20 protein-coding genes and 1 pseudogene are annotated in these 24,748 nt (G+C 71.4%); 7 read left to right on the top strand and 14 right to left on the bottom strand.

All coding sequences use genetic code 11. The features are described 5' to 3' along the window. Positions 1-18: 18 nt before the first annotated feature. Positions 19-522, top strand: a complete 504-nt coding sequence (gene ybaK, locus ACFC79_RS13940) for a Cys-tRNA(Pro) deacylase (protein WP_376239352.1) — start codon at positions 19-21, stop codon at positions 520-522. Between the two features lie 199 nt (positions 523-721). Here the strand turns inward: ybaK and ACFC79_RS13945 are convergent, their stop codons facing one another. The 4 genes from ACFC79_RS13945 to ACFC79_RS13960 form a co-directional block, all read right to left on the bottom strand. Then, positions 722-1,459, bottom strand: coding sequence for an ABC transporter permease (locus ACFC79_RS13945; RefSeq protein ID WP_376239355.1), 738 nt, complete (start codon positions 1,457-1,459; stop codon positions 722-724). A gap of 34 nt (positions 1,460-1,493) precedes the next feature. Then, a complete protein-coding gene (locus tag ACFC79_RS13950) occupies positions 1,494-2,345 on the bottom strand; it encodes an ABC transporter permease (RefSeq protein WP_376239358.1) in 852 nt (283 codons plus the stop codon). An 85-nt stretch (positions 2,346-2,430) separates the two neighbouring features. Next, positions 2,431-3,405 carry an ABC transporter ATP-binding protein gene (locus ACFC79_RS13955; protein WP_376239591.1) on the bottom strand — a complete coding sequence of 325 codons (975 nt, stop codon included), beginning with the start codon at positions 3,403-3,405 and terminating at the stop codon, positions 2,431-2,433. 154 nt (positions 3,406-3,559) lie between these two features. Next, complete coding sequence (locus ACFC79_RS13960) at positions 3,560-4,831, bottom strand: NYN domain-containing protein (protein WP_376239360.1); 1,272 nt, start codon at positions 4,829-4,831, stop codon at positions 3,560-3,562. A 225-nt stretch (positions 4,832-5,056) separates the two neighbouring features. Between ACFC79_RS13960 and ACFC79_RS13965 the strand changes: the two genes are divergently transcribed. Then, a complete protein-coding gene (locus ACFC79_RS13965) occupies positions 5,057-5,236 on the top strand; it encodes a hypothetical protein (RefSeq protein ID WP_376239363.1) in 180 nt (59 codons plus the stop codon). A gap of 168 nt (positions 5,237-5,404) precedes the next feature. Here ACFC79_RS13965 and dnaE read toward each other — a convergent pair whose 3' ends face one another. Continuing rightward, positions 5,405-8,944, bottom strand: coding sequence for a DNA polymerase III subunit alpha (dnaE, locus tag ACFC79_RS13970; RefSeq protein WP_376239365.1), 3,540 nt, complete (start codon positions 8,942-8,944; stop codon positions 5,405-5,407). Between the two features lie 268 nt (positions 8,945-9,212). Between dnaE and ACFC79_RS13975 the strand changes: the two are divergent. The 4 genes and pseudogenes from ACFC79_RS13975 to ACFC79_RS13990 all read left to right on the top strand — a co-directional run. Further along, a pseudogene (locus ACFC79_RS13975) lies at positions 9,213-9,674 on the top strand (DUF2252 family protein); the annotation flags it as partial. Between the two features lie 101 nt (positions 9,675-9,775). Continuing rightward, the gene (locus ACFC79_RS13980; protein ID WP_376239367.1) at positions 9,776-10,495 is read left to right on the top strand and encodes a hypothetical protein; all 720 of its coding nucleotides are present in this window, start codon (positions 9,776-9,778) and stop codon (positions 10,493-10,495) included. A 49-nt stretch (positions 10,496-10,544) separates the two neighbouring features. Then, a complete protein-coding gene (locus tag ACFC79_RS13985) occupies positions 10,545-11,360 on the top strand; it encodes a DsbA family protein (protein ID WP_376239370.1) in 816 nt (271 codons plus the stop codon). Between the two features lie 135 nt (positions 11,361-11,495). Continuing rightward, positions 11,496-13,157, top strand: a complete 1,662-nt coding sequence (locus ACFC79_RS13990; RefSeq protein WP_376239372.1) for an alkaline phosphatase D family protein — start codon at positions 11,496-11,498, stop codon at positions 13,155-13,157. 57 nt (positions 13,158-13,214) lie between these two features. Here ACFC79_RS13990 and ACFC79_RS13995 read toward each other — a convergent pair whose 3' ends face one another. The 6 genes from ACFC79_RS13995 to ACFC79_RS14020 all read right to left on the bottom strand — a co-directional run bounded on the left by ACFC79_RS13995 (position 13,215) and on the right by ACFC79_RS14020 (position 18,606). Further along, a complete protein-coding gene (locus ACFC79_RS13995) occupies positions 13,215-13,784 on the bottom strand; it encodes a dienelactone hydrolase family protein (RefSeq protein ID WP_376239375.1) in 570 nt (189 codons plus the stop codon). A gap of 84 nt (positions 13,785-13,868) precedes the next feature. Then, positions 13,869-15,455: a Na+/H+ antiporter gene (locus ACFC79_RS14000; protein ID WP_376239378.1), complete on the bottom strand. Its 1,587-nt coding sequence runs from the start codon at positions 15,453-15,455 to the stop codon at positions 13,869-13,871. 152 nt (positions 15,456-15,607) lie between these two features. Beyond that, the gene (locus ACFC79_RS14005) at positions 15,608-16,087 is read right to left on the bottom strand and encodes a GNAT family N-acetyltransferase (protein ID WP_376239380.1); all 480 of its coding nucleotides are present in this window, start codon (positions 16,085-16,087) and stop codon (positions 15,608-15,610) included. Beyond that, positions 16,084-17,025 (bottom strand): RluA family pseudouridine synthase, encoded by a 942-nt coding sequence (locus ACFC79_RS14010; protein ID WP_376239383.1) that lies wholly within the window; start codon positions 17,023-17,025, stop codon positions 16,084-16,086. The genes ACFC79_RS14005 and ACFC79_RS14010 overlap by 4 nt, the downstream gene beginning before the upstream one ends. An 80-nt stretch (positions 17,026-17,105) precedes the next feature. Beyond that, positions 17,106-17,729, bottom strand: coding sequence for a signal peptidase II (gene lspA / locus ACFC79_RS14015; RefSeq protein ID WP_376239386.1), 624 nt, complete (start codon positions 17,727-17,729; stop codon positions 17,106-17,108). A 58-nt stretch (positions 17,730-17,787) separates the two neighbouring features. Continuing rightward, positions 17,788-18,606 carry a TraR/DksA family transcriptional regulator gene (locus tag ACFC79_RS14020; protein WP_376239389.1) on the bottom strand — a complete coding sequence of 273 codons (819 nt, stop codon included), beginning with the start codon at positions 18,604-18,606 and terminating at the stop codon, positions 17,788-17,790. 543 nt (positions 18,607-19,149) lie between these two features. Here ACFC79_RS14020 and ileS point away from each other — a divergent pair. Beyond that, the gene (gene ileS / locus ACFC79_RS14025; RefSeq protein WP_376239392.1) at positions 19,150-22,308 is read left to right on the top strand and encodes an isoleucine--tRNA ligase; all 3,159 of its coding nucleotides are present in this window, start codon (positions 19,150-19,152) and stop codon (positions 22,306-22,308) included. 174 nt (positions 22,309-22,482) lie between these two features. Here ileS and ACFC79_RS14030 read toward each other — a convergent pair whose 3' ends face one another. The 3 genes from ACFC79_RS14030 to ACFC79_RS14040 form a co-directional block, all read right to left on the bottom strand. Then, the gene (locus tag ACFC79_RS14030) at positions 22,483-23,625 is read right to left on the bottom strand and encodes a DivIVA domain-containing protein (protein WP_376239395.1); all 1,143 of its coding nucleotides are present in this window, start codon (positions 23,623-23,625) and stop codon (positions 22,483-22,485) included. Positions 23,626-23,674: 49 nt separating this feature from the next. Then, positions 23,675-23,959, bottom strand: a complete 285-nt coding sequence (locus ACFC79_RS14035; RefSeq protein WP_376239398.1) for a YggT family protein — start codon at positions 23,957-23,959, stop codon at positions 23,675-23,677. Between the two features lie 69 nt (positions 23,960-24,028). Next, positions 24,029-24,658, bottom strand: coding sequence for a cell division protein SepF (locus tag ACFC79_RS14040; RefSeq protein ID WP_376239593.1), 630 nt, complete (start codon positions 24,656-24,658; stop codon positions 24,029-24,031). Positions 24,659-24,748: the final 90 nt, after the last annotated feature.

The raw sequence follows: 24,748 nt of genomic DNA on the forward strand, positions 1-24,748 counted from the left end.
GTCCGAGGACCCCTCACCGTGGCGAAGAAGCCCAAGAAGCAGCAACAGTCCGGCGGCACTCCCGCGACGGTCGCGCTGACCGCGGCCGGCGCGGCGTTCACCGTCCACGCCTACGACCACGACCCGGCGTCGGCCTCGTACGGCGAGGAGGCCGCCGAGGCGCTCGGCGTCTCCCCCGACCGGGTCTTCAAGACCCTGGTCGCCGACGTGGACGGCTCCCTCACCGTGGCCGTCGTCCCGGTGGCCGGCTCGCTCGATCTCAAGGCGCTGGCCTCCGCGGTGGGCGGCAAACGGGCCGCGATGGCCGACCCGGCCGCGGCGGAACGCACCACCGGCTACGTCCGGGGCGGCATCTCCCCGCTCGGCCAGCGCAAGCGGCTGCGCACGGTGCTGGACGCGTCGGCGCGGTCGCACGCGACGATCTGCGTCTCGGCGGGCCGTCGCGGCCTGGAGGTCGAACTGTCCCCGGAGGATCTGGCCACGCTGACCGGGGCGGTGTTCGCGGAGATCGGCCGCGGGTGACCGGGCCGTCGCACCCGGCCGGGAAGCCGGGCGCCCGGCCCGGGGCCCGTCACCGGGACGGACCCCGGGCCGTGTCGCCACGCCGCCGTCCGCCCGGGGCCGGGCCACCGCGCCCGGCCGGGAAGCCCGGCGCCCCGGGCCCGCGGCCGTCACCGCCCCGCGGACGCCCGGCTCCCGGCACCCGGCCGGGCCGGCTCCGCTACGAGGCGGCCGGCGGCGTCGGAGGTGCGGTTTCGTTGCCGGGCGCTCCCGGTACCGGCGCCCCGTACCCCGCGCCCGGCACCGGTCCGCCCGCGGCCCAGCCCGGAAAGACGCCCCACTCCGGCTCCGGGTCCCGCGGTCCGAACAGCGCCGTCAGCGCGAGGTGCACCGCCATCGCCGTCACCGGCCAGGCCAGCCACGCCACCCACACCGCCCGCAGCTGGAGCGGCGCGTCGAAGACGACGCCCTTGCCGACCGCCCGCGCGTGCGCGACCACGTCCTGCTCCGGCCCGAGCCACACCCCGAGCCGCCAGGCCAGCAGCGAACCGAGCACCCCGCCCAGCGCCAGTCCCACCACCACGGCGATGCCGCCGCGCCGCCGGAACCAGAAGACCAGTGCGGCGGAGAGGGCTCCGAAGGCCGGCGCCAGCAGTACGAACGTTCCGTCGGCGCCGATCGCCTCCTCGCCCTCGCTGTCCCGCAGGAAAACGGCGGTGCCGTCGGAGATCAACGGAACCTTCGGCGCCAACCACGCCCAGAGGACCCCGAGCCCGACACCGGTGACGGCCACCAGAAGGGTGACGGCCGCCGCACCGAGCAGTTCCCGTCCGACGTCCCCCTCGCCCTGCGGGGCCGAGGGGACGGGGTGGGACCCCCCGGGACCGTCCCAGCGCGGCGGGGTCTGCCAGGGATCGTCGGAGGAGGGCCGGTGGGGCGGCGTCAGAGGTGCGGTCACCGTGCCATCGTGCCAGGCATGCCTGTGTGCCGCCTCATCGGACCGCCGCCCTGCGGTAGGCCCAGGTGGCCACGGCCAGCGAGAGGACGCCGACGACGGCGCAGACGGCGAGGTCCAGCGCGACGACCGCCCAGTCCGGGTGGGCGTCGAACGACCGGGAGAGCGCCTCGACCCCGTAGGTCGACGGGAGCAGGTCGCGGGCCCAGCCGATCGGCGCGGGCAGCCGGTCGGCCGGCAGGACGCCGAGCAGCAGCGCCGCCGACATGCCCAGCTGCCCGAGCAGCGTGGCCAGTTCCTGCCGGGGCGCGAGCAGCCCCAGCGCGGCACCGAGCCCGGAGAGCGCCGCCCCGGACAGCGGGATGACGGCGACGAGCACCCACAGATGCGACAGCGGGAGTCCGAACAGCACGCTTCCCGTCACCGCCGTGACGATCGTGCCGGGCACGGTGAAGGAGGCGTACGCCCCGGCCGCGCCCAGCACCACGGCGGCGGGCGGCACCGGCAGGGTGGCGTAGTGGTCGAGCCCGCCGCCGGCCCGCAGCTGCCCGAAGTACTGGGCGAGCAGGTTGAGCGCGACGAAGGCCACCACGAGGACGCTGGAACCGGCGACGACCGCCCGTGCCTCGGAGCCGCCGTCGACGACTCCGCGCATCAGCACCATGATCCCGATGGACTGGAACGTCGCGACGAAGAGCAACGGGATACGGGCGACCCGGGCCCGGGACAGCTGGGCCCGGTACACGGCCCCGAGCGAGGGGAACAGCCGGGCCCGCGGCGCGAGTGGCACGGGTGCCGCCCGGTCACGGCCGTCACCGCCCGCGGCGGGGATGTCGTCGGCGGGCCGGACCGGTCCGGCCGCCGTGCGGGCGGGAACGATGCTCGTCACCTGGTACTGCTCCTGTTCACTGCCTGCCCGGCCGGGCGTGCGCCCGCGGCCGCTCCGATCGCTCCGGGCCCCCCGCACGCCGCGGTCACGACTTCACCAGTCCCCCGGTCTCGTCCCCGCCGAGCGCGAGATAGACGTCCTCCAGGCTGGGCGTCGCCAGCGTGAAATCGTCGAGCGCGGCGAACGCGGCACCGCCGGTCACCGCGGCGACCGCAGCCCGTGCCTCGTCGGGTCCCAGGCGCAGCGTCCAGCGCCGCCCCGACTCCTGCGCCGAGCCGCGCAGGGCGGCCACCTCCGGCACGTCCAGCGGCGCCCGCTCCCGCCACACCAGCTCGACCCGGACCTCACCGGCGACGCGTTCCTTGAGCCCGGTCGGCGTGTCGCAGGCGATGACCCGGCCGTGCTCGACGACCGCGACCCGGTCGAGGACCGTCTCGGCCTCGATGACGTTGTGGGTGACGAGCAGCACGGTCGTGCCGCGCTCGGCCCGGCGCCGGTCCACGGCCGCCCATACGGCGCGACGTGCGACGGGGTCCATGCCGGTCGTCGGTTCGTCCAGCACGAGCAACGGGCGCTCGCCGACCAGCGCGGCGGCGAAGCAGGCGAGCCGGCGCTGCCCGCCGGAGAGTTTCCTCAAAGGACGGCCGGCGATCCCGGTGAGACCGAGTTCGTCGAGGACCTCGTCGCGCTCGGCGCGGGCCGCTCCCGCCGTGAGACCGCGCAGCCGTCCGGTGGTCTCGGCGGCGAGCGACACGGTGAGTTCGTCGAGCGCGGTGGACTCCTGCCCGAGGTAGCCGATCAGCCGGGAGGCCCGCTCGGGATGGCGCACGAGATCGTGGCCCAGCACGGTGACAGTGCCGGAGTCGGGCCGCATCAGCCCGGTGAGCTGGCGGACCAGGGTGGACTTGCCGGCGCCGTTGGGGCCGAGCAGTCCGAAGATCTCGCCGCGCCGCACATCCAGGCTGATCCCGTCGGTGGCGCGGACCTCCGGTGCGGCCGGTACGCCGCGGCGGCCGCGGGCGGGGGGATAGGTCTTGACCAGTTCACGCACCGTGCACACGGTTTCGGTCTCCGTCTGCGCCTGTGCTGTGCCCGTGCTCACGAGGTATGAGGGTACGGGGTCGGACGGCCCGGATCGCGCCCGGGGCCATGCCCGCGGGGCGACGCCGCCGCGTCCGGCGGCCGCGTCGCCCGTTCGGGGGTCCGCCCGACCGTCAACCGGCGGACGGGCCGGTGCGCTCGGGCACCGGGGCGTGCTCGGCCGCGGCGCGCACATCGATCTCCCGCCAGAATCCCGCCCGGATGGCGTAGCGGTCGTGCTCGTCGATCTGGTCGTCCTTGTGGGCGAGCAGACCGAAGCGCGCGGCGTAGCGCAGCAGTTCGCCGTCGATGCGGTGCGGAATGCGCGGATACATCGTCGACAGTTTCTGGAGGTGGGTGGTCTCGGGCAGCCGCTCCATCCATCGGCGGGCGAAGACCTGGCCCACCTCGAAGGGGTCGCCGCCGACGGTGGTGATGTCCTCCTCGCGGTCCGCCCAGCGCTGCTCGGCGCTGGTGAGCTGGGCGAGCGTGGGGAGGGACGCGGTGTCGGCGGGTTCGCCCAGCGGCCCGCCCCGCTCGATCCACCCCTTGTCGGAGGACCAGCGCAGCGTGGCGCCCGCGGGCGGTGTCTGGACGGAGGGCTGGGCGCCGGGACCGCGCAGGCTGCCCGCCAGGTCCTTCGGAGTGGGGACGGACCTCGGGCCCTGGCCGGGGCGGTCGGCGGCGTTCTCCTCGGCCGGCGGGACGGTGTCGCGTGCCGCGGCCGCCGCCTGGGCCTCGGACGCCCGTTCGGCGGAGGCGGCGAGGGCGGCCTCGGGCAGCGGCGCGGAGAGGATCGCGGCGATCTCCGGGCGGGGCACGGGCGGCGGGGCGCAGACACCACCGGTCTCCTTGGCCCGTACGGCGAGGGTGATCCAGCTGCGGTCGAGCACCCGGCGCTCGTCGGCCTCGGCGACCAGGTCCTCGGACTGGTTGTAGTCGCCGTCGGCGGCCTGCACGGCCCACAGATGGACGGCGACGCCGTGTTCCTTGGCGGACATCAGCCCCGGCAGCAGGTCGCCGTCGCCGGTCACCAGTACCACGTCGGAGCAGGCCCGGTTCCTGGCCAGCTCGGTGAGTTCGGCGTGCATCGCGGCGTCGACGCCCTTCTGCGCCCAGCGCCCGTCACTGCGGGTGAGGGCGCCGAGCCGGACGGTCACCCGGGGCATCACCCGGAGTCTGCGGTGCTCGGGCTGGGGCACCCGGTCGGGGGCGCCGTCGAACCAGTAGATCCGCAGCAGTGGCTGGCGGGTGTCGGTCTCCGCCAGTTCACGCAGCCCCCGGATGAGGGCCGCGTGGTCGACGGCGATGCGGGAACGGGCGGGTTCTCCGGCCAGCAGGCTCGCGGCTGCGCCCAGCAAGTAGCCGGCGTCCACCAGGACGACGCAACGGTCCACGCGTTCCACCCTCTTCCGGAAGGTTGGGTGCGGTCTTTGCCAAGGGTTTCCATCGAGTCTGCCCGAATGAGCGGGGGTTGACGGCCGGAACTCGATCATCGGCGTGGCGGAACCGGAAAACGGCGCATGATACCCCCTTCACTACACACGGTAATGATCCAACATGCACCCTTTACCCAATTATGTGAGTCTGAACGCGGTCCTGGCCCCGAGAGTCCCCCCAGGAGGAAGACCATGGCCAAGAACAAGAACCGCAAGCAGGGCAGCCAGCAGAACCGCGCGTCCGCTCCGCAGCACGGCACGGATGAGGCCAAGCAGACCGCGTACGAGTCGCAGATACAGCCCCAGTCGCAGGCCCAGGGCAGCCCTTCCGATGCTGCGCGCAAGCACCAGCGGCGCTTCGGCCACAACTGACCGGGCGGACTGCCGGTCCGGCCGACGGCCCGGACGGCCGAGAGGGGCGCTCCCGCTTTCGCGGGGCGCCCCCCTCGCGCGTCGCCGTGGCGGCCTCGCCCGAAGTCCGTCGGGCGGCCTCCGGCCGGACTGGCTTTCAGCCGGACGGGCTCTCGGCCGGGCGGACCCTCAGCCGGCCAGACAGGACGGCCCGAGCAGCACCTTCAGGTCGCCGAAGAGTGCCGGGTCCGGCTTCACCCGGTGCCGGTCGAGGCGGAGCACCGTGGTCTTGCGGGGGCCCTGGAGCCTGATCCGCACCTCGGTGTCGCCCCGGTGGCTGCTGAGCACCTCGCCGAGACGGCTGACCATGGGCGGGGTGATCTTGACGGTGGGGATGGTCAGGACCACCGGGGCGTTGGTGCCGGCCATGGAGACGTCCGGGACCTGCATCTCCATCGCGACGAGCCGGGGCACGTCCTCCCGCTTGTCCAGGCGCCCCTTGACGAAGACGACGGTGTCCTCGACGAGCTGCGTGGAGACCAGCTGATAGGTGGCGGGGAAGAACATGCACTCGATGGAACCGGCGAGGTCCTCGACGGTGGCGATGGCCCAGGCGTTGCCCTGCTTGGTCATCTTGCGCTGGAGGCCGGAGATGATGCCGCCGACGGTGACGACGGCGCCGTCGGCGTGCTCGCCGCCGGTCAGCTGGGAGATCGACGCGTCGGCCTTGTCGGACAGCACGTGCTCCAGGCCGAAGAGCGGGTGGTCGGAGACGTACAGGCCGAGCATCTCGCGCTCCTGGGCCAGCAGGTAGGACTTCTCCCACTCGACGTCGGAGAACTCGACGTCGAGCCCGAAGCCCGGCTCGTCGCTCTCCTCCTCGCCCATGCCGCCGAAGAGGTCGAACTGTCCCTCGGCCTCCTTCCGCTTGACCTGCACCACGTTGTCGATCATCGGTTCGTGGTGGGCGACCAGGCCCTTGCGGGTGTGGCCCATCTCGTCGAAGGCCCCGGCCTTGATCAGCGACTCGACGGTCCGCTTGTTGCAGACCACCGCCTCGACCTTGTCCAGGAAGTCCGGGAAGCTGCTGTACTTCCCCTTCGACTTGCGGCACCGGATGATCGAGTCGACCACGTTCTGGCCGACGTTGCGCACCGCCGTCAGGCCGAAGAGGATCACGTCGTCGCCCTGCGCCGCGAAGTTCGACAGGGACTCGTTCACATTGGGCGGCAGCACCCTGATGCCCATGCGACGGCACTCGTTGAGGTAGACCGCCGACTTGTCCTTGTCGTCCTTGACCGAGGTCAGCAGTGCGGCCATGTACTCGGCGGGGTAGTTCGCCTTGAGGTACGCGGTCCAGTAGGTGACCAGGCCGTACGCGGAGGAGTGCGCCTTGTTGAAGGCGTACCCGGCGAACGGGACCAGCACGTCCCACAGCGCCTGGATCGCCTTGTCGGAGTAGCCCTTCTTCTTGGCACCCGCCTGGAAGAGGACGAAGTTCTTCTCCAGTTCCTCGGGCTTCTTCTTGCCCATCACGCGGCGCAGGATGTCGGCCTCGCCGAGCGAGTACCCGGCGACGATCTGGGCGGCCTTCTGCACCTGCTCCTGGTAGACGATCAGGCCGTAGGTCAGGCCGAGCGTCTCCTTGAGCGGCTCCTCCAGCTCCGGGTGGATCGGGGTGATCTCCTGGCGGCCGTTCTTGCGCTCGGCGTAGTTCGTGTGCGAGTTCATGCCCATCGGGCCCGGCCGGTAGAGGGCCGAGACGGCGGAAATGTCCTCGAAGTTGTCGGGCTGCATCTGGCGCAGCAGCGAGCGCATCGGCCCGCCGTCGAACTGGAACACGCCGAGCGTGTCGCCGCGGCAGAGCATGTCGTACGTCTTCGGGTCGTCCAGCGGCAGGCCGAGCAGGTCGAGCTTGACGCCCTTGTTGCTCTCCACCATCTTGACGGCGTCGTCCATGATGGTGAGGTTGCGCAGGCCGAGGAAGTCCATCTTCAGCAGGCCGAGCGACTCGCACTGCGGGTAGTCCCACTGCGTGATGGTGACACCGTCGGTGTGCCGCACCCAGACCGGGGCGTGGTCGACGATCGGTTCGCTGGACATGATGACGCCGGCCGCGTGCACGCCCATCTGCCGGACCAGGCCCTCGACGCCCTTGGCGGTGTCGATGACCTTCTTCACGTCCGGTTCGTTCTCGTACATCCCCCGGATCTCGCCCGCCTCGCTGTAGCGCGGGTGCTTGGGGTTGGTGATGCCGTCGAGGTCGATGCCCTTGCCGAGGACGTCGGCGGGCATGGCCTTGGTCAGGCGGTCGCCCATCGCGTACGGGTAGCCGAGGACGCGGGCGGAGTCCTTGATGGCGTTCTTCGCCTTGATCTTGCCGTACGTGCCGATCATGGCGACCTTGTCGGCGCCGTACTTCTCCGTCACGTACCTGATCACCTCGACGCGCCGACGCTCGTCGAAGTCGATGTCGACGTCGGGCATGGAGACGCGCTCGGGGTTGAGGAACCGCTCGAAGATCAGCCCGTGCTCGATCGGGTCGAGGTCGGTGATGCCCATGGCGTACGCCACGATCGAACCGGCCGCCGAGCCGCGGCCGGGGCCGACCGCGATCCCGTTGTTCTTCGCCCACATGATGAAGTCGGCGACGACCAGGAAGTACCCCGGGAACCCCATCTGGATGATGACGTCCATCTCGTACTCGGCCTGCTTCTGCCGGTCCTCGGGGACGCCGCCCGGGAAGCGGCGGTTCATGCCGACCCGGACCTCCTCCTGGAACCAGGTGACCTCCGTGTAGCCGTCCGGGATCTCGAACTTCGGCATCAGGTCGCGCTTCTCGAACATGCCGGTGGTGTCGATCTGCTCGGCGACCAGCAGCGTGTTGCGGCACCCCTCCTGCCATGCCTCGGAGGAGTCGACGGCGTACATCTCGTCCGTCGTCTTGAGGTAGTAGCCGGTGCCGTCGAAGCGGAAGCGGTCCGGGTCGGAGAGGTTCTTGCCGGTCTGGATGCACAGCAGCGCGTCGTGCGCGGTGGCCTCGTGCGCGTAGGTGTAGTGCGAGTCGTTGGTCACCAGCGGCGGGATGCCGAGCTTCTTGCCGATCTCCAGGAGCCCGTCACGGACCCGGCGCTCGATCTCGATGCCGTGGTCCATCAGCTCCAGGAAGTACCTGCCCTCGCCGAAGATGTCCTTGTAGTCGGAGGCCGCCTGGACCGCTTCGTCGAACTGGCCGAGCCGCAGCCGGGTCTGCACCTCGCCCGACGGGCAGCCGGTGGAGGCGATGAGCCCCTCGGACCACTGGGCGATGGTCTCCTTGTCCATGCGCGGCCACTTCTGCAGCCAGCCCTCGGCGTAGGCGTCCGAGGACAGCCGGAAGAGGTTGTGCAGACCGGTGGAGTTCGACGCCCAGATCGTCTTGTGGGTGTAACCGCCCGAACCCGAGATGTCGTCGCGCTTCTGGTGCGGCTGGCCCCACAGGACCTTCCGCTTGTGCTTGCGGGACTCGGGGGCCACGTACGCCTCGATGCCGATGATCGGCGTCACACCCGCCTTCTGCGCGGAGTGGAAGAAGTCGTAGGCCCCGTGCAGGTTGCCGTGGTCCGTCATCGCGATGTGCGTCATGCCCATCTCGTTGCACGCGTTGAACATGTCCTTGAGCCGCGCGGCACCGTCCAGCAGCGAGTACTGGGTGTGGACGTGAAGGTGCGTGAAGGGCGGCTTGCTCACGGCGCTGTGCCTCCGGGGAACGGGCGGTGGGTGACGGGAGGGGACAGCGTGGAAGTCTACGTCTCCGGACGGCCGGGCGAGGGGCACTCCCCGGCCCGGTCGCGCGTAGTGAGGTGCGGGGGAGGACCGACCCGGTTCGTCCATGCACGTCAGGCAGCAGGAGGCAGCACAGATGCCGGAAGCGCAGCGCGGGGAGCAGATTCTTCAGGTCTTCGACACCGCCTTCGGCGAGCTGCCGGCGGCCGACCCCGCCGCCTTCCGGGTGAAGCAGACGCCCGCGGTCTCCCGTCACATCACCGACCTGGCCGTGCGCGAGTACTTCCGGCACGAGGGTCACCGCACAGTCATCTCCCGGCGCGCCCTCCAGGCGCACGCCGACCCGTGGCTCGGGTGGACCGAGCCGGACGGCGCGGGGCAGCTGGTCGCCGAGGTGTCGCCGTACGCGGTCGATCTGGGCTGGTCCGACATCGACGAGCCGGCCGAGATCGCCGCCGTCGTCGCCGACCTCGGCCGGGCGACGGCGACGATGCACGCGGCGGCGGACGACGAGAGCGGCCACTCGCTGGTGCCGTTCTCCACGGAGCACGCGATCGACGCGGCCATCGCGGCGGACGAGGACGGTTTCGCCGGCCTGCTGGTGGACTTCGCCCACGACTGCGGGGCCCGCGCCCGTGCGGATCACCAGGTCTTCGTGGACCTCTTCCGCAACGGCCGCATTCCGGGGCTGTAGCCGCCGTGGTGTTCACGGGGCCGCCCCGGCTTCACGGGGCGGCCGGGAAATCCGGGCCCTTCGGGGTACGCCCACAGGTTCGCATGGCACACTCCTCGACGATGGACATATCCGGGACGCAGCTCAGAGTCGTTCGCGCGGCGCTCTTCACGGCGCTCGTCGTGACGCTCTCCGCCGCGTCCCACGTGCTGCTCTCCCGGGTCGCGCTGCCGCTGAACGTCGTCGCGCTGCTGGCCGGCGCGGTATTCGCCGTGGCGTACGCGCTGGCCGGCCGGGAGCGCGGCTTCGGGGCCATCGCCGGGCTGCTGGTCCCGCTGGAGCTGGCCGCCGACACCGTCTTCACCTCCGGTCAGCACCTCTGCTACGGCGCGGCGGGCGGCCCGATCACGGGACCGCTGCGCTCGGTCGGGGTCGACCTGCTGTGCGGCGGGGGCGAGATCGGCGCGGGCGCCGCGGCCGGTGACGTCGGTACGCCGTTCGCCAACGTGACGGACGCCGGGCACACGGCCGCCGCGCTGCTGGCCTCGCCCGCTCCCGCGGTGCCCTGGCTGCTGCTCGCCGCCCATGTCTCGGTCGGGCTGCTCGCCGCGGCCTGGCTCCGGCGCGGCGAGTCCGCGCTGGTCTCCCTGGTGGGCGCGGCTGCCGCCCTGGCATTCCGCCCGCTGCTGACCGCGGTCGGCGCGGTCGGCGCGGCCGGTCACCGCGTACCGCGCCGGGTACGGCCCGCCGGATACGGCCCGCGCTCGCTCGTCCACGCCCGTCTGCTCGTGCACTCCGTGGGACGGAGGGGACCGCCGCGCTCGGCCTGCGCCATCGCCTGAGCACGCACGTCCCCGACGACGTACCACCCACATCCATGGAGAGAAGAACATGAGCAAGCGCAACAGCCAGGCCAACAAGGCGGCGGCCCGCGAGCGTCTGCGCGCCGAGCGCGAGCGCCAGGCCAAGAGGGAGAAGACCCGTCGGCAGGTAGTCGTCGGCGTCTCGATCGTCGCCGTGCTGGCGATCGCCGGCGGCGTCGGCTGGGGCATCATGGAGATGAACAAGCCGGGCCACTGGGAGGCGGCCAAGGACGAGAAGAACGTCACGGCCCCCAAGAACACCTCCGGCGAGAACGGCACGACGGTCGTCATCGGCAAGCCGACCGCGAAGAAGACCCTGGAGCTGTACGAGGACGCGCGCTGCCCGATCTGCGCCACGTTCGAACAGACCATCGGCGAGACGGTGCACAAGGACGTCGACGCCGGGAAGTACAAGATCAAGTACGTCGGCGCCACCTTCATCGACGACGCCGCCAACGGCGAGGGCTCGAAGAACGCGCTGAGCGCACTCGGTGCGGCGCTCAACGTCAGCCCGGAGGCGTTCCTCGACTACAAGAACGCGCTCTACTCCGCGAAGTACCACCCGGAGGAGACCGACGACAAGTTCAAGAAGGACTCCTACCTGATCGAGATCGCGAACTCGGTCGACGCGCTGAAGGGCAACAAGGCGTTCCAGAAGGACGTCGAGGACGGCACGTTCGACGCCTGGGCGATGAAGATGTCGGCGGCCTTCGACAAGAGCGGCGTGAGGGGCACCCCGTCGCTGAAGATGGACGGCAAGCTGGTCACCAGCGAGGGCAGCGACAACGCCCCCATGACCGTGGAGGAGTTCACCACCGCCGTCGACAAGGCGCTGAAGGGCTGAGCCGCTCGCCACGTGCCGGGTGGTCGTGCCACCGCCCGGCACGTGGCGAAATCCCGGCGTCGGCTTCCCGACGGGCAGGCGAACTTCCTTCGTTCGCCTGCCCGTTCGCCTTACCAGTCAGTAAGGTGCAGCGTCGTGACCAGTCGACACCCTTCCCCGCAGCTCTCCGCCCCCAGCCGCCGCACGGTCGTCAAGGCCGTCGCCGCCACCGCCGTCGCGGCTCCCGTGCTGGGCTCCGCCGCCACCGCGCGCGCCGCGGACGGACCCGCCTTCCTGCACGGTGTCGCCTCCGGCGACCCGCTCCCCGACGGCATACTCCTGTGGACCCGCGTCACCCCGACGCCGGACGCCGTGCCCGGCTCCGGCCGCGGCGCCGATACGGCGGTGCGCTGGGAGGTCGCGGAGGACAAGGGGTTCGCCCGGGTCGTCGCGCACGGTTCCACCGTCGCGCGGGCCGCGTCCGACCACACCGTCAAGGCCGACGTGCGCGGGCTGGCCCCGGCCACCACGTACTGGTTCCGCTTCTCGGCGGGCGAGGACGCGACGGTCCTCTCGCCGACCGGCCGCACCCGCACCGCGCCCGCCACCTCGGCGGCCGTCGCCGGTGTGCGCTTCGGCGTGGTCTCGTGCGCCAACTGGGAGGCCGGGTTCTTCTCCCCGTACCGGCACCTCGCCGCCCGCACGGATCTCGACGCGGTGCTGCACCTCGGCGACTACATCTACGAGTACGCGTCGGGAAGTTACCCCGCCGCGAAGTACACGGTGCGCCCGCACGAGCCCCGGCACGAGATCCTCACCCTCGCCGACTACCGCACCCGGCACGGCAACTACAAGACGGACACCGATCTCCAGTCCCTGCACGCCGCCCACCCGGTGATCGCGATCTGGGACGACCACGAGTTCGCCAACGACGCCTGGTCCGGCGGTGCCGAGAACCACACGCCGGGCACGGAGGGCTCCTGGACCGACCGCGCCGCGGGCGCCGAGCAGGCGTACTTCGAGTGGATGCCGGTCCGCCCGTCCACCGAGGGCACCGTCTACCGGCGGCTGCGCTTCGGCAGCCTCGCCGATCTCCACCTCCTGGACCTGCGCACCTTCCGCTCCCAGCAGTCGTCGATCGGCAACGGCTCGGTCGACGACCCGGACCGTACGATCACCGGCCGGGCGCAGCTGGACTGGCTGAAGTCGGGGCTGGCCGGCTCGGACGCCGCCTGGAAGCTGGTCGGGACGTCCGTGATGATCTCGCCGCTCGCGTTCGGCTCCCTGCCCGCGCATCTGCTGGAGCCGCTGGCCGAGTTGCTGGGGCTGCCGAAGGAGGGCATCGCCGTCAACGTCGACCAGTGGGACGGCTACACCGGCGACCGCAAGGAACTGATCACGCATCTGCGGGACCGCTCGATCACCAACACGGTCTTCCTGACCGGCGACATCCACATGGCATGGGCCAACGACGTGCCGGTGAAGGCGGCCACGTACCCGCTCTCGGCCTCGGCCGCCACCGAGTTCGTGGTGACGTCGGTGACCTCGGACAACCTCGACGACATCCTGCGCGTCGCGCCGGGGACCGTCTCGGCCGTCGCGGGCGCGGCGGTCAAGGCCGCCAACCGCCATGTCAAATGGGTGGACATGGACTCGCACGGCTACGGCGTGCTCGACGTGACCGCGGAGCGCTCGCAGATGGACTACTACGTGGTGTCCGACCGGACGAAGCGGGACGCGACCTCCGCCTGGGCACGGTCCTACCGGACGCTCAGCGGGACGCAGCGGATCGAGCGGGCGGACCGGCCGGTGCGCTGAGCGGCCCGATGCCGGAAGACCCCGGTGCGGGCCCGCTCGGCCGGGCCCGCACGGCGGTCACAGCGTGGCGAGGAAGCCGAGCGCGACCTTCCAGGCCAGCTCGGCGGACGCCTGGTCGTGGTCGGGCAGGTCGGGGTCGGTGAAGAGGTGGCCCGCTCCCGGGTAGCGGTAGATCTCGACGTCCGCGCCGGTCCGCTGCATCTGGAGGTACCAGGAGTTCAGCCAGTCGTGCGTCTCGAACACGTCGGGGTCGGCGACGTGCAGTTGCACGGGCAGCTCGTCGACCGAGGCGTTCTCGGCGATGTCCGAGGTGCCGTGGAACAGCAGCAGGCCGCGCGCTTTCGCGTCGCCGAGCGCCAGGGTCTGGGCGGCGGCCGCCCCGAGGGAGAACCCGGCGTACACCAGGCCCCGGTCCGAATAGGGCGCGGCGGCCAGCACGGCCCGGCGCAGCAGTTCGTCCTTGCCCAGCTCCTCCTTGAAGGCGAGGCCCTCCTCGACGGTGTCGAAGGTGCGTCCCTCGAAGAGATCGGGCACCTGTACCTCGTGACCGGCGGCACGCAGCCGGGCGGCGGCGGCGTGCACCGCCGGACGCAGACCGTACATCGAGTGGAAGAGCATGATGTTCATGGGCCCATGGTGCCAGGGCCGCCGGGGGCCCGCCGCACGGCTTGCGCGGCCCGGACACGCTCCGGCGGGCCGCGGGCCCCGGAGTCATCGCAGGCTGCGCACGTCCAGCTGCCTCAGCACCCGGTCGACGACCTCCGGGTCGGTGCCCGCCTCGTTGCGGGCCGCCAGCACCGCATGGCGGGCGGCCGACATCATCTCGCGCTGGACGCGGCTGACCGCCTTGAAACGCTCGGCCCGCTGGGCGTACGCCTCGCGGCGCTCCTCGTCGACCATGTCCGGGCTGATCCGGGCCCCCATGTCGTACGCGAGGCGCTGCAACCGCTCGGCGACCTCCTCCGGGAACTCCTCGTCCTGCTCGATCTCCTTCAGCCGCAGCTTCGCGGCCTTGGCGGCACGGATCGCGAGGTCCTTCTCCAGCGCCTCCTCGGCCGCCGTATCGGCCTTGACGTGAAGCCTGCGGACGAGCCACGGCAGGGTGAGCCCCTGGACCACGAGCGTGGCCATGATCACCGCGAAGGCGATGAAGATGATCTCATCGCGGCCGGGGAACGGCTGTCCGGCGTCCGTCTTCAGCGGAATGGCCAGGGCCAGCGCGACGGAGGCGACCCCGCGCATCCCGGACCACCACATGACGACGGTCTCCCGCCAGCTGGTGGGGATCTCCTCGCTGACGTCGCGCCGCGTGTGCAGCCGCTTCGCGAGCCAGGTCGCGGGCAGCAGGTACAGCAGCCGCACCCCGACGACGACCGCGACGACGGCCAGCCCCCAGCCGAGCATCTCCAGTTCGCGGCCGTCCGAGGTCCCGAAGACGTTGTGGAGTTCGAGGCCGATCAGTCCGAAGGCGACCCCCGTCACGAGGGTGTCGACGATCTCCCAGAAGGAGCGGCCGGTGAGCCGGCCGAGCACGTCGTCGGCGTCGGCGGTGTGCTCGGCGAGGAAGAGAGCGGTGGTGAGGACGGCGAGAACGCCCGAGCCCATCAGTTCCTCCGCGAGCACGTAACTCACGAACGGCACCAGCAGGGTGAGACCGACCTGAAGCGTGGCATCGCCGAGCAGGCCCATGAGTTTGATGGTGAACCAGCCGAGCACGAGCCCGACCACCACGGCGACCACCGCGGAGAGGATCAGCAGCCCGAACGCCTCGGGCAGGGAGAAGGTCCCACTCACCGCGGCCGCGATCGCCACGTGGTACAGCACGATCGCGGTCACGTCGTTGAACAGGCCCTCGCCCTCCAGGATGGAGACGAGCCTGCGCGGCAGCCCGACCGAACCGGCGACGGCCGTCGCGGCGACCGGGTCGGGCGGCGCGACGAGCGCGCCGAGCGCCACGGCGGCGGCGATGGGCAGTCCGGGGACTATCGCGTTGGCGACCGCTGCCACAGCGGCCGTGGTGACGAAGACCAGTGCCACGGCCAGCAGGAAGATCGGCCGCTTGTTGGCGGCGAACTGGCGCCAGGAGGTGCGCTGTACGGAGGCGTAGAGCAGCGGCGGCAGCAGCGCCGGCAGGATGACCTCCGGCGGGATGTTCACGTTCGGCACGAAGCTGAGGAACGCCATGCCGACTCCGGCGAGCGTCATCAGGACCGGAGCGGGCAGGCCGAGACGCGCCCCGAGTGGCACCGTGACCACGGCTCCGAGCAACAACAGGAGGAGCAGGGCCATTTGGTCCACGGGATGCCTTCCGGAGCACGGTGGGCCGACCTCCGCGGCCGACCGGTCTGGACCTCAAGCCTGCCACGCAAGGGTCACTTTCCGGACAACACCCCCTTCGCCCGACTTGCGGCCGGGCGACGTACCCGTGGCCGGCGCTGATCCGCGGGCCGTCAGAGGGTGCGGCGCATCGCCCGGTGGGAGATGCCGGCGTCCGGGAACTCCGGGCCGTACGCCGCGTATCCGAGCCGCTCGTAGAAGCCGAGCGCATGCGTCTGGGCGTGCAGGTCGACGGCCGTCAGGCCGCGGTCGCGTGCCGCGTCCTCGATCGCCCGGACCAGCGCCGCCCCGACGCCCAGGCCGCGTGCGCGGGCGGTGACGGCAAGCCGGCCCAGCGAGCCGACGGCGAGGTCGCCGCCGGTCCGGTCGGCGGCCTCGGGGCCGTGCAGCAGTCGGCCGGTGCCGAGCGCGGTGCCGTCCGCGGCGACGGCGAGCACGTGCACCGCGACCGCGTCGAGGTCGTCGTACTCGATCTCCTCGGCCACGTTCTGCTCGCCGACGAAGACGTCCTTGCGGACCTGGAAGCAGGCAGCGAGGTCCTGCTCACCGACGGCGACGCGGGTGGTGTACGCGGTGGCGGGGATGCCGGTCACCGGCTCTCCGCCGCGATCCTGTCCAGCGCCGTCCGCAGGTCGTCCGGGTAGTCGCTGGAGAACTCCACCCAGCTGCCGTCGGAGGGGTGCTCGAAACCGAGCCGGACGGCGTGCAACCACTGCCGTGTCAGACCGAGGCGCTTGGCCATCGTCGGGTCGGCGCCGTAGGTGAGGTCGCCGACGCAGGGGTGGCGGTGGGCGGACATGTGCACCCGGATCTGGTGCGTGCGGCCGGTCTCCAGCTTGATGTCCAGGAGGCTGGCGGCCCGGTACGCCTCGATGAGGTCGTAGTGCGTCACGGAGGGCTTTCCCTCGGCCGTGACGGCCCACTTGTAGTCGTGGTTCGGGTGGCGCCCGATGGGGGCGTCGATGGTGCCGCTCATCGGGTCGGGGTGGCCCTGCACCAACGCGTGGTACTTCTTCTCGACGACCCGGTCGCGGAACTGCGCCTTCAGCAGGGTGTACGCGCGTTCCGACTTGGCGACGACCATCAGGCCGGAGGTGCCGACGTCGAGGCGGTGGACGATGCCCTGGCGCTCGGCCGCACCGGACGTGGAGATCCGGTACCCGGCCGCCGCGAGCCCGCCGATCACCGTCGTGCCGGTCCAGCCGGGGCTCGGATGGGCGGCGACCCCGACCGGCTTCACGATCACCACGATGTCGTCGTCGTCGTGCACGATCTCCATGCCCTCGACGGGCTCGGCGACGATCTGCACCGGTGCGGGCGCCTGCGGCATCTCCACCTCCAGCCAGGCGCCGCCCCGCACCCGCTCGGACTTCCCGACCACCGCACCGTCCACCTGCACCTTCCCGGCGGCGGCCAGATCGGCGGCCTTGGTGCGGGAGAAGCCGAACATGCGGGAGATGGCGGCGTCGACGCGCTCGCCCTCCAGACCGTCGGGAACGGGCAGGGTGCGGACCTCGGGATACGTACTCACCCGATCGAGTATGCCTTGCGGTCGCCGGTCCGCGTGCACGGTGCCGTCGGCCACCGTGCACTCTCGGCCGGTCTCGGCGGTCAGTCCTTGTGCACGGTGCCGTCGGGGTCCAGGCCCCGGAAGGAGAGGAGCACGATCAGGATGCCGCCGCAGACGATCGCGGAGTCGGCGAGGTTGAAGACGGCGAAGTGCTCCACGGAGATGAAGTCGACGACCGCGCCCTCGAAGACACCGGGGGCGCGGAAGAGACGGTCGGTGAGGTTGCCGAGCGCGCCGCCGAGCAGCATGCCGAGCGCGATCGCCCACGGCAGGCTGTAGAGCTTGCGGGCCAGCCGTGCGATCACGACGATCACCGTCGCCGCGATGGCGGTGAAGACGATCGTGTACGCCTCGCCGAAGCTGAACGCGGCACCCGAGTTGCGGATCACGTCGAATTTCAGCCAGCTGCCGATGGCCTCGATCGGCTGGTGGTGCTCCAGCTTCGCGACCACGACCACCTTGCTGACCAGGTCCAGCAGGTAGGCGACGACGGCCACGCCGAAGAGCACCGCGATCTTCCGCCTGCCCGCACCGGGCGCCGCCTCGGACGTCTCCTCCGTCGTCGCCCCGGACGTCCCGCCGACCGGGCTCCCGGTCCCCTCCCCCTCGGCCCCCTCAGCATCGGGGATGTCCGGCGTATCGATGATGCGCTCCGCCTCTGCCACGTGAGTCCCTCAACCTAGGTTCCTGACTGAGGACGAGGGTACGGCACACCGCGGTGGATCAACCGCGTCGCTCCTGCTTCTGTTTGTCCTCGACGCAGAGGGTGGCGCGGGGGAACGCCTGCATCCGCGCCTTGCCGATCGGCTTGCCGCAGACCTCGCACAGTCCGTACGTGCCGGCGTCGAGCCGGGCCAGCGCCCGCTCGGTCTGGTCCAGCATCTCCCGGGCGTTGGCGGCGAGCGCCATCTCGTGCTCCCGGGTGATGTTCTTGGTCCCGGTGTCAGCCTCGTCGTCGCCCGCCCCGTCACCGGAGTCGCGCATCAGCCCGGCGAGCGCCGCGCCCGCCGATTCCAGTTCGCTGCGCAGCCGAGTGAACTCGCCGGTCAGGACGGCCCGTGCCTCGTCCACCTCCTCGCGGGTCCAGGGGTCCTCTCCGGGCCGAACCGCCAGCTCGCCCGGGGCGGTCGTGGCGACCCCGCCGCCCGGCGCGTCCTCGTCGGCCCTGCGGGCCCCGGCCTTGCTCTTCTTGGCTACCACCGTGTGGACTCCCGTCTGCTCGGCGGACTCGGCCGCCTCCGTGGCCGCCGGGGCGGCCTTCTTCGAAGCCTTCTCTGCCGCGCTCTTCCTCGCGGGGGCCCTGCGGGCCGGTGCCGCGGCCTTCGCCCCCGTGGCCCTCTTCGCCGCGGTCCTCCCCGCGGACGTCCCTGCCGGGGCCGTCCCCTCCGCCGCGGCGGGCCCGGCACCGCTCCTCCCGCCGGACGTGGCCGAGCCCGCCCCCTCGCCGCTCTCCGTACCCTCCTTCGGACCCGTGCTCCCTGCCGCCGCCCCCGTGGATCTCGCCGACGCCGTCTTCTTCGCGGCGGACTTCTTCGCCACCATGGCCGCGGCCCCTTCACATATTGTGATCTTGCACGTGAATCGTGCTGGGACGATAAATCGACACCGGCCCCGCGGCAACGTGGCACGCCGCCCGTTCGCGCGCGCCCGCCCCCGTACGCCGACCTGCCTGAATCCGTTGTGCCCAGCTCACCGCCCGGTAATCCGGCCCCCGGCAGCCCGGCGACCGCCTCCGGACCGCCCCGTCCCCGTCTGCCCATTCGGGTCACGCCCGCGCCGCGCGATATCCGGTCGGCCGATGCCCGTACGGGCCCGTACACTGGCCTGAGCGAGAGGCGTGGATGGGACGAGTAGCGTCGTACGCAGCCAGGAGCGACCCGGGGACGGTGGAAGCCCGGGGGCGAGCGCGTCGTGAAGATCACCCGGAGCAGCCGGAAGAACGCCCCAGGGCAAGTAGAACCGGCATCGCGACCCCAATGAGGGGGCCACGGGCCTGTGCCCGGGGCCAAGGAGGGTGGTACCGCGGGAGCCAGGCTCTCGTCCCTCCGACGGAAGTGGAAATCGTCCGCCGGAGGAAGTCCGCCCATGACATCGCCGCAGTACCGCCAGGTCCCCGCCCAGGTCGACCTGCCCGCGCTGGAGCACGCCGTGCTCGATTTCTGGCGCGAGAACAAGGTCTTCGCCAAGACCCTCGAACAGTCCGACGGCCGCCCCGAGTGGGTCTTCTACGAGGGCCCGCCCACCGCCAACGGCATGCCGGGCGCCCACCACATCGAGGCCCGCGTCTTCAAGGACGTCTTCCCCCGCTTCCGCACCATGCAGGGCTACCACGTCGGCCGCAAGGCCGGCTGGGACTGCCACGGGCTGCCGGTCGAGCTCGCGGTGGAGAAGGAGCTGGGCTTCAACGGCAAGAAGGACATCGAGGCGTACGGCATCGCCGAGTTCAACGCCAAGTGCCGCGAGTCGGTGACCCGCCACACCGATGCGTTCACCGAGCTCACCACCCGGATGGGCTACTGGGTCGACCTCGACGACGCCTATCGCACGATGGACCCCGAGTACGTCGAGTCGGTGTGGTGGTCGCTGAAGGAGATCTTCAAGAAGGGCCTGCTGGTCCAGGACCACCGCGTGGCCCCCTGGTGCCCCCGCTGCGGCACCGGCCTGTCCGACCACGAGCTGGCGCAGGGGTACGAGACAGTCGTCGACCCCTCGGTCTTCGTCCGCTTCCCCCTCACCTCCGGCCCGCTGGCCGGCGACGCCGCGCTGCTGGTCTGGACGACCACCCCCTGGACCCTGGTCTCCAACACCGCCGTCGCCGCCCACCCCGACGTCACGTACGTCGTGGCGACCGACGGCGAGGAGAAGCTCGTCGTCGCCCAGCCGCTCGTCGAGAAGGCCCTGGGCGAGGGCTGGACCACCACCGGTGAGACCTTCACCGGCCGCGAGATGGAACGCTGGACGTACGAGCGCCCGTTCACGCTGGTGGACTTCCCCGCCGAGGCGCACTACGTCGTCAACGCCGAGTACGTGACGACCGAGGACGGCACGGGTCTGGTCCACCAGTCCCCCGCCTTCGGCGCCGACGACCTCCTGGTCTGCAAGGCGTACGGCCTCCCGGTCGTGAACCCGGTCCGCCCGGACGGCACCTTCGAGGAGAACCTGCCGCTGGTCGGCGGCGTCTTCTTCAAGAAGGCCGACGAGGCGCTCACCGAGGACCTGTCCGCCCGCGGCAAGCTCTTCCGGCACGTCCCGTACGAGCACAGCTACCCGCACTGCTGGCGCTGCCACACCGCGCTGCTCTACTACGCCCAGCCCTCCTGGTACATCCGCACCACCGCCGTCAAGGAGCGGCTGCTCGCGGAGAACGAGAGGACCAACTGGTTCCCGGACTCGGTCAAGCACGGCCGCTTCGGCGACTGGCTGAACAACAACGTCGACTGGGCGCTGTCCCGCAACCGCTACTGGGGCACCCCGCTGCCGATCTGGCGCTGCGAGGACGGCCACCTCACCTGTGTCGGCTCGCGCGCGGAGCTCGGCGAGCTCACCGGCGCCGACCTCTCCGGGCTCGACCCGCACCGCCCGTTCATCGACGAGATCACGTTCACCTGCTCGCACGAGAACTGCCAGCTGGAGGCGTACCGCGTCCCCGAGGTCATCGACGCCTGGTACGACTCGGGCTCGATGCCGTTCGCGCAGTGGGGCTACCCCTACAAGAACAAGGAGATCTTCGAGAGCCGCTACCCGGCGCAGTTCATCTCGGAGGCCATCGACCAGACCCGCGGCTGGTTCTACACGCTGATGGCGGTCGGCACCCTGGTCTTCGACAAGTCGTCCTACGAGAACGTGGTCTGCCTGGGCCACATCCTCGCCGAGGACGGCCGCAAGATGTCCAAGCACCTCGGCAACATCCTCCAGCCGATCCCGCTCATGGACCAGCACGGCGCCGACGCGGTCCGCTGGTTCATGGCGGCCGGCGGCTCCCCGTGGGCAGCCCGCCGCGTCGGCCACAACACCATCCAGGAAGTCGTCCGCAAGACCCTCCTGACCTACTGGAACACGGTCGCCTTCCAGGCCCTGTACGCCCGGACGTCGAACTGGGCGCCGTCCGCGGCCGACCCGGCCCCGGCGGAGCGCACCGTCCTGGACCGCTGGCTGCTGAGCGAGCTGAACACGCTGGTGGCCCAGGTCACGCAGGCGCTGGAGGGCTACGACACCCAGCGCGCCGGCAAGCTCCTGTCCGCCTTCGTCGACGACCTGTCCAACTGGTACGTCCGCCGCTCGCGCCGCCGGTTCTGGCAGGGCGACAAGGCCGCGCTGCGCACGCTGCACGAGGTCGTCGAGACGGTGACCCGGCTGATGGCCCCGCTCACCCCGTTCATCACCGAGCGGGTCTGGCAGGACCTGGTGGTTCCGGTCACCCCGGACGCCCCCGAGTCGGTGCACCTCTCGACCTGGCCCGCGGCGGACCCGGCGGCGATCGACCCGTCGCTCTCGACGCAGATGGCGCTGGTGCGCCGCCTTGTCGAACTGGGCCGGGCCACCCGTGCCGAGTCCGGCGTCAAGACCCGTCAGCCGCTGTCCCGCGCCCTGGTCGCGGCGTCCGGCTTCGAGTCGCTCTCGCCCGAACTGCACGCCCAGATCACGGAGGAGCTGAACGTCTCCTCGCTGGCCTCGCTCTCCGAGGTCGGGGGCTCGCTGGTCGACACCACCGCGAAGGCCAACTTCCGCGCGCTCGGCAAGCGCTTCGGCAAGGGCGTCCAAGCGGTGGCCAAGGCGGTCGCCGACGCCGACGCGGCCGCGCTCTCGCTGGCCCTGCGCGAGGGGACGGCCTCGGTCGAGGTGGACGGCGAGACGGTCTCCCTCGCCCCCGACGAGGTGATCATCACCGAGACCCCGCGCGAGGGCTGGTCGGTCGCGTCCGACTCGGGAGCGACGGTCGCCCTGGACCTGGAGATCACCCCGGAGCTGCGGCGCGCGGGCCTCGCCCGTGACGCGATCCGGCTCATCCAGGAGGCCCGCAAGAACAGCGGCCTTGACGTCGCCGACCGCATCGCCGTCCGCTGGACGTCGGCCTCCCCCGCCACGGCGGAGGCGCTGACCGAACATGCCGCCCTGATCGCGGATGAGGTCCTCGCACTCGACTACGCGCAGGGCGAGGCCGACCCGGACTACGGCACCCCGTTCGAGGACGAGGGCCTGGCCCTGACGTTCCGCCTCCGCAAGACGGAGCACACCGGGCAGTAGTCCGAGCGCACCGCACGGAGGCCCGCCCCGGAACAGGCCCTGTTCCGGGGCGGGCCTCCGGCATGTTCCCGGCGAGTCCCGGCCCGCCCACGGCAAAGGGCCGGGCCCCGGGGGAATCCCCGGGGCCCGGCCCTCAGCCTGCCGACGGCTACGCGCTCACCGCGCGCACCCGGCTCAGTTGTCGTCCTCGTCGATGAGGAAGCCGCGCATCGGCGAGGGTGCCTGCTGCATCGGCTGCGGCGCCTGCGGGCGCACCGGCGCCATCGGCTGGGTCATCGCGGGCGACATCTGCTGCTGGCCGCCGTACGAGGGCCCACCGCCCATGGACGGGCTGCCGCCCATCGGCTGGCTGCCGTGGTTGCCGCCCATGCTGTGCCCCATGGCACCCGCACCGGCCGGGGCCAGCGACGGGGACGGGGACGGCGGGAGCGAGGCGGCAGCCGGGGTCCGCGGCGGGGCGAGCGAGTCGTCCGCCTGCGTCTCCAGCTGACGCAGCTGGCTCTCCAGGTACGACTTCAGCCGCGTCCGGTACTCGCGCTCGAAGCCGCGCAGGTCCTCGACCTTGCGCTCCAGCGTCGCGCGGGCCGACTCCAGCGAGCCCATCGCCACGCGGTGCTTCTCCTGCGCGTCCCGCTCCAGCGCGTCCGCCTTGGCCCGCGCGTCGCGCTCCAGACCCTCGGCACGGCTGCGCGCCTCGCCGACGATCTTGTTGGCCTCGGAACGGGCCTCCGCGATCGCCTGGTCGGCGGTCTGCTGCGCGAGGGAGAGGACACGGGCGGCGCTGTCGCCGCCGGGGCCCTGACCGGGCTGCTGCATCTGCGGCGGCTGCTGCATCTGCTGCATCTGCTGCTGCGGGGCGTGACCGCCCATGGGACCACCCATCGGGCCGCCCATGGGACCGCCCTGCATCGGGCCGGGGCCGTGCGGGCCCTGCGGACCGGGGCCGTGCGGGCCCTGGGGACCGGGGCCGTGACCACTGGGACCGGCGGGCAGCTGCGGAGCACCACCGGGCAGCTGGGGGGGACCCATCTGCGGGGGCTGCTGCTGGACCGGCGGACCCGATATGGCGGCGGGCACGGGGGCCCCGGGCCGGTCCTGCGGCTCCGGCTTGCGCATTCCCTGCTGCTGCTGGTTCTGCGCGGCGGCACGCGTGGCGGCGGCCAGCTTGGCGCGCAGGTCCTCGTTCTCACGGAGCAGGCGGGTCAGCTCGGCCTCGACCTCGTCGAGGAAGGCATCGACCTCGTCCTCGTCGTAGCCTTCTCGGAGACGGACGGTAGTGAACTGCTTGTTCCGCACGTCCTCGGGGGTCAGCGGCATCTCTTCTTCACCTCTACGTAGTCGTCGGCAGTCGGCAAGACCGTATCGCTCACAACCCGATCACGATGCCTCTCAGGATGAAAACGATGATCATCAGAACGAAGAAGGACAGGTCAAGTGCCACGCCCCCGATACGCAGCGGCGGGATGAACCGTCGCAGAAGCTTGAGCGGTGGATCGGTGACCGTATAGGTGGCCTCGAGTATGACGACCATCGGCTTGCCGGGCTGCCATGAACGTGCGAACTGGAAGACGTAGTCCATGACCAGCCGGAAGATCAGCACGATGAAGAAGCACGTCAACGCGATATAGACAACTTGCTGTGCGACGCCCATCTCGCGCTTCCCTCTCCCCTGGCTCTCTGGCTCCGGCCTCTCGGCCGAGTCGTTCCCGTTGTCGTGTTCTCAGCTCTGGTTGAAGAATCCGCCCTCAGCGATGCGGGCCTTGTCCTCCGCCGTGACATCGACGTTAGCAGGCGACAACAGGAACACCTTCTGCGTCACGCGCTCAATGCTGCCATGGAGACCGAAGACGAGTCCTGCGGCAAAGTCGACAAGTCGCTTCGCATCCGTATCGTCCATCTCCGTGAGATTCATGATCACCGGAGTGCCCTCACGGAAGTGTTCCCCGATGGTACGGGCCTCGTTGTAGGTCCTGGGGTGCAGCGTGGTGATGCGGTACGGCTCCCGCTCGGACACGACCTTGGGCATGATCACCGGTGCGTTCTTCTCCATGTTCGGACGTTCAGGTGTGATGGATGCCACGGGGGCGATTCGGGCGGGTCGCTCCCTTTCCGCCGGGATCTGAACCGGCTCCCGCTGTGCGGGAGGCTGCACCGCTCGCACCGGTTCGTCCCGCTCGCGCTCCCGTTCGCGCTCCCGCTCGACCTGATGCGCGGGCTGGTGCCGCCGCCGGTCCCGCTCGGGCTCCGGCTCGGGTTCGAATTCGTCGTCGGGGTCGAACCCCGGACCGTCGTACCCATCGTCCTCCACGAGGCCGAGGTAGACCGCCATCTTGCGCATCGCGCCGGCCATGCTCTGCATCCTCCGCTCTGTGGTGGATCGGCATCTGTCACCAAGTGCCCCGCGATCCACTGTGGCCTGCCCGCCATCGGCGGGATTGAC

The organism is Streptomyces sp. NPDC056061 (assembly GCF_042266885.1).
GTDB lineage: Bacteria > Actinomycetota > Actinomycetes > Streptomycetales > Streptomycetaceae > Streptomyces.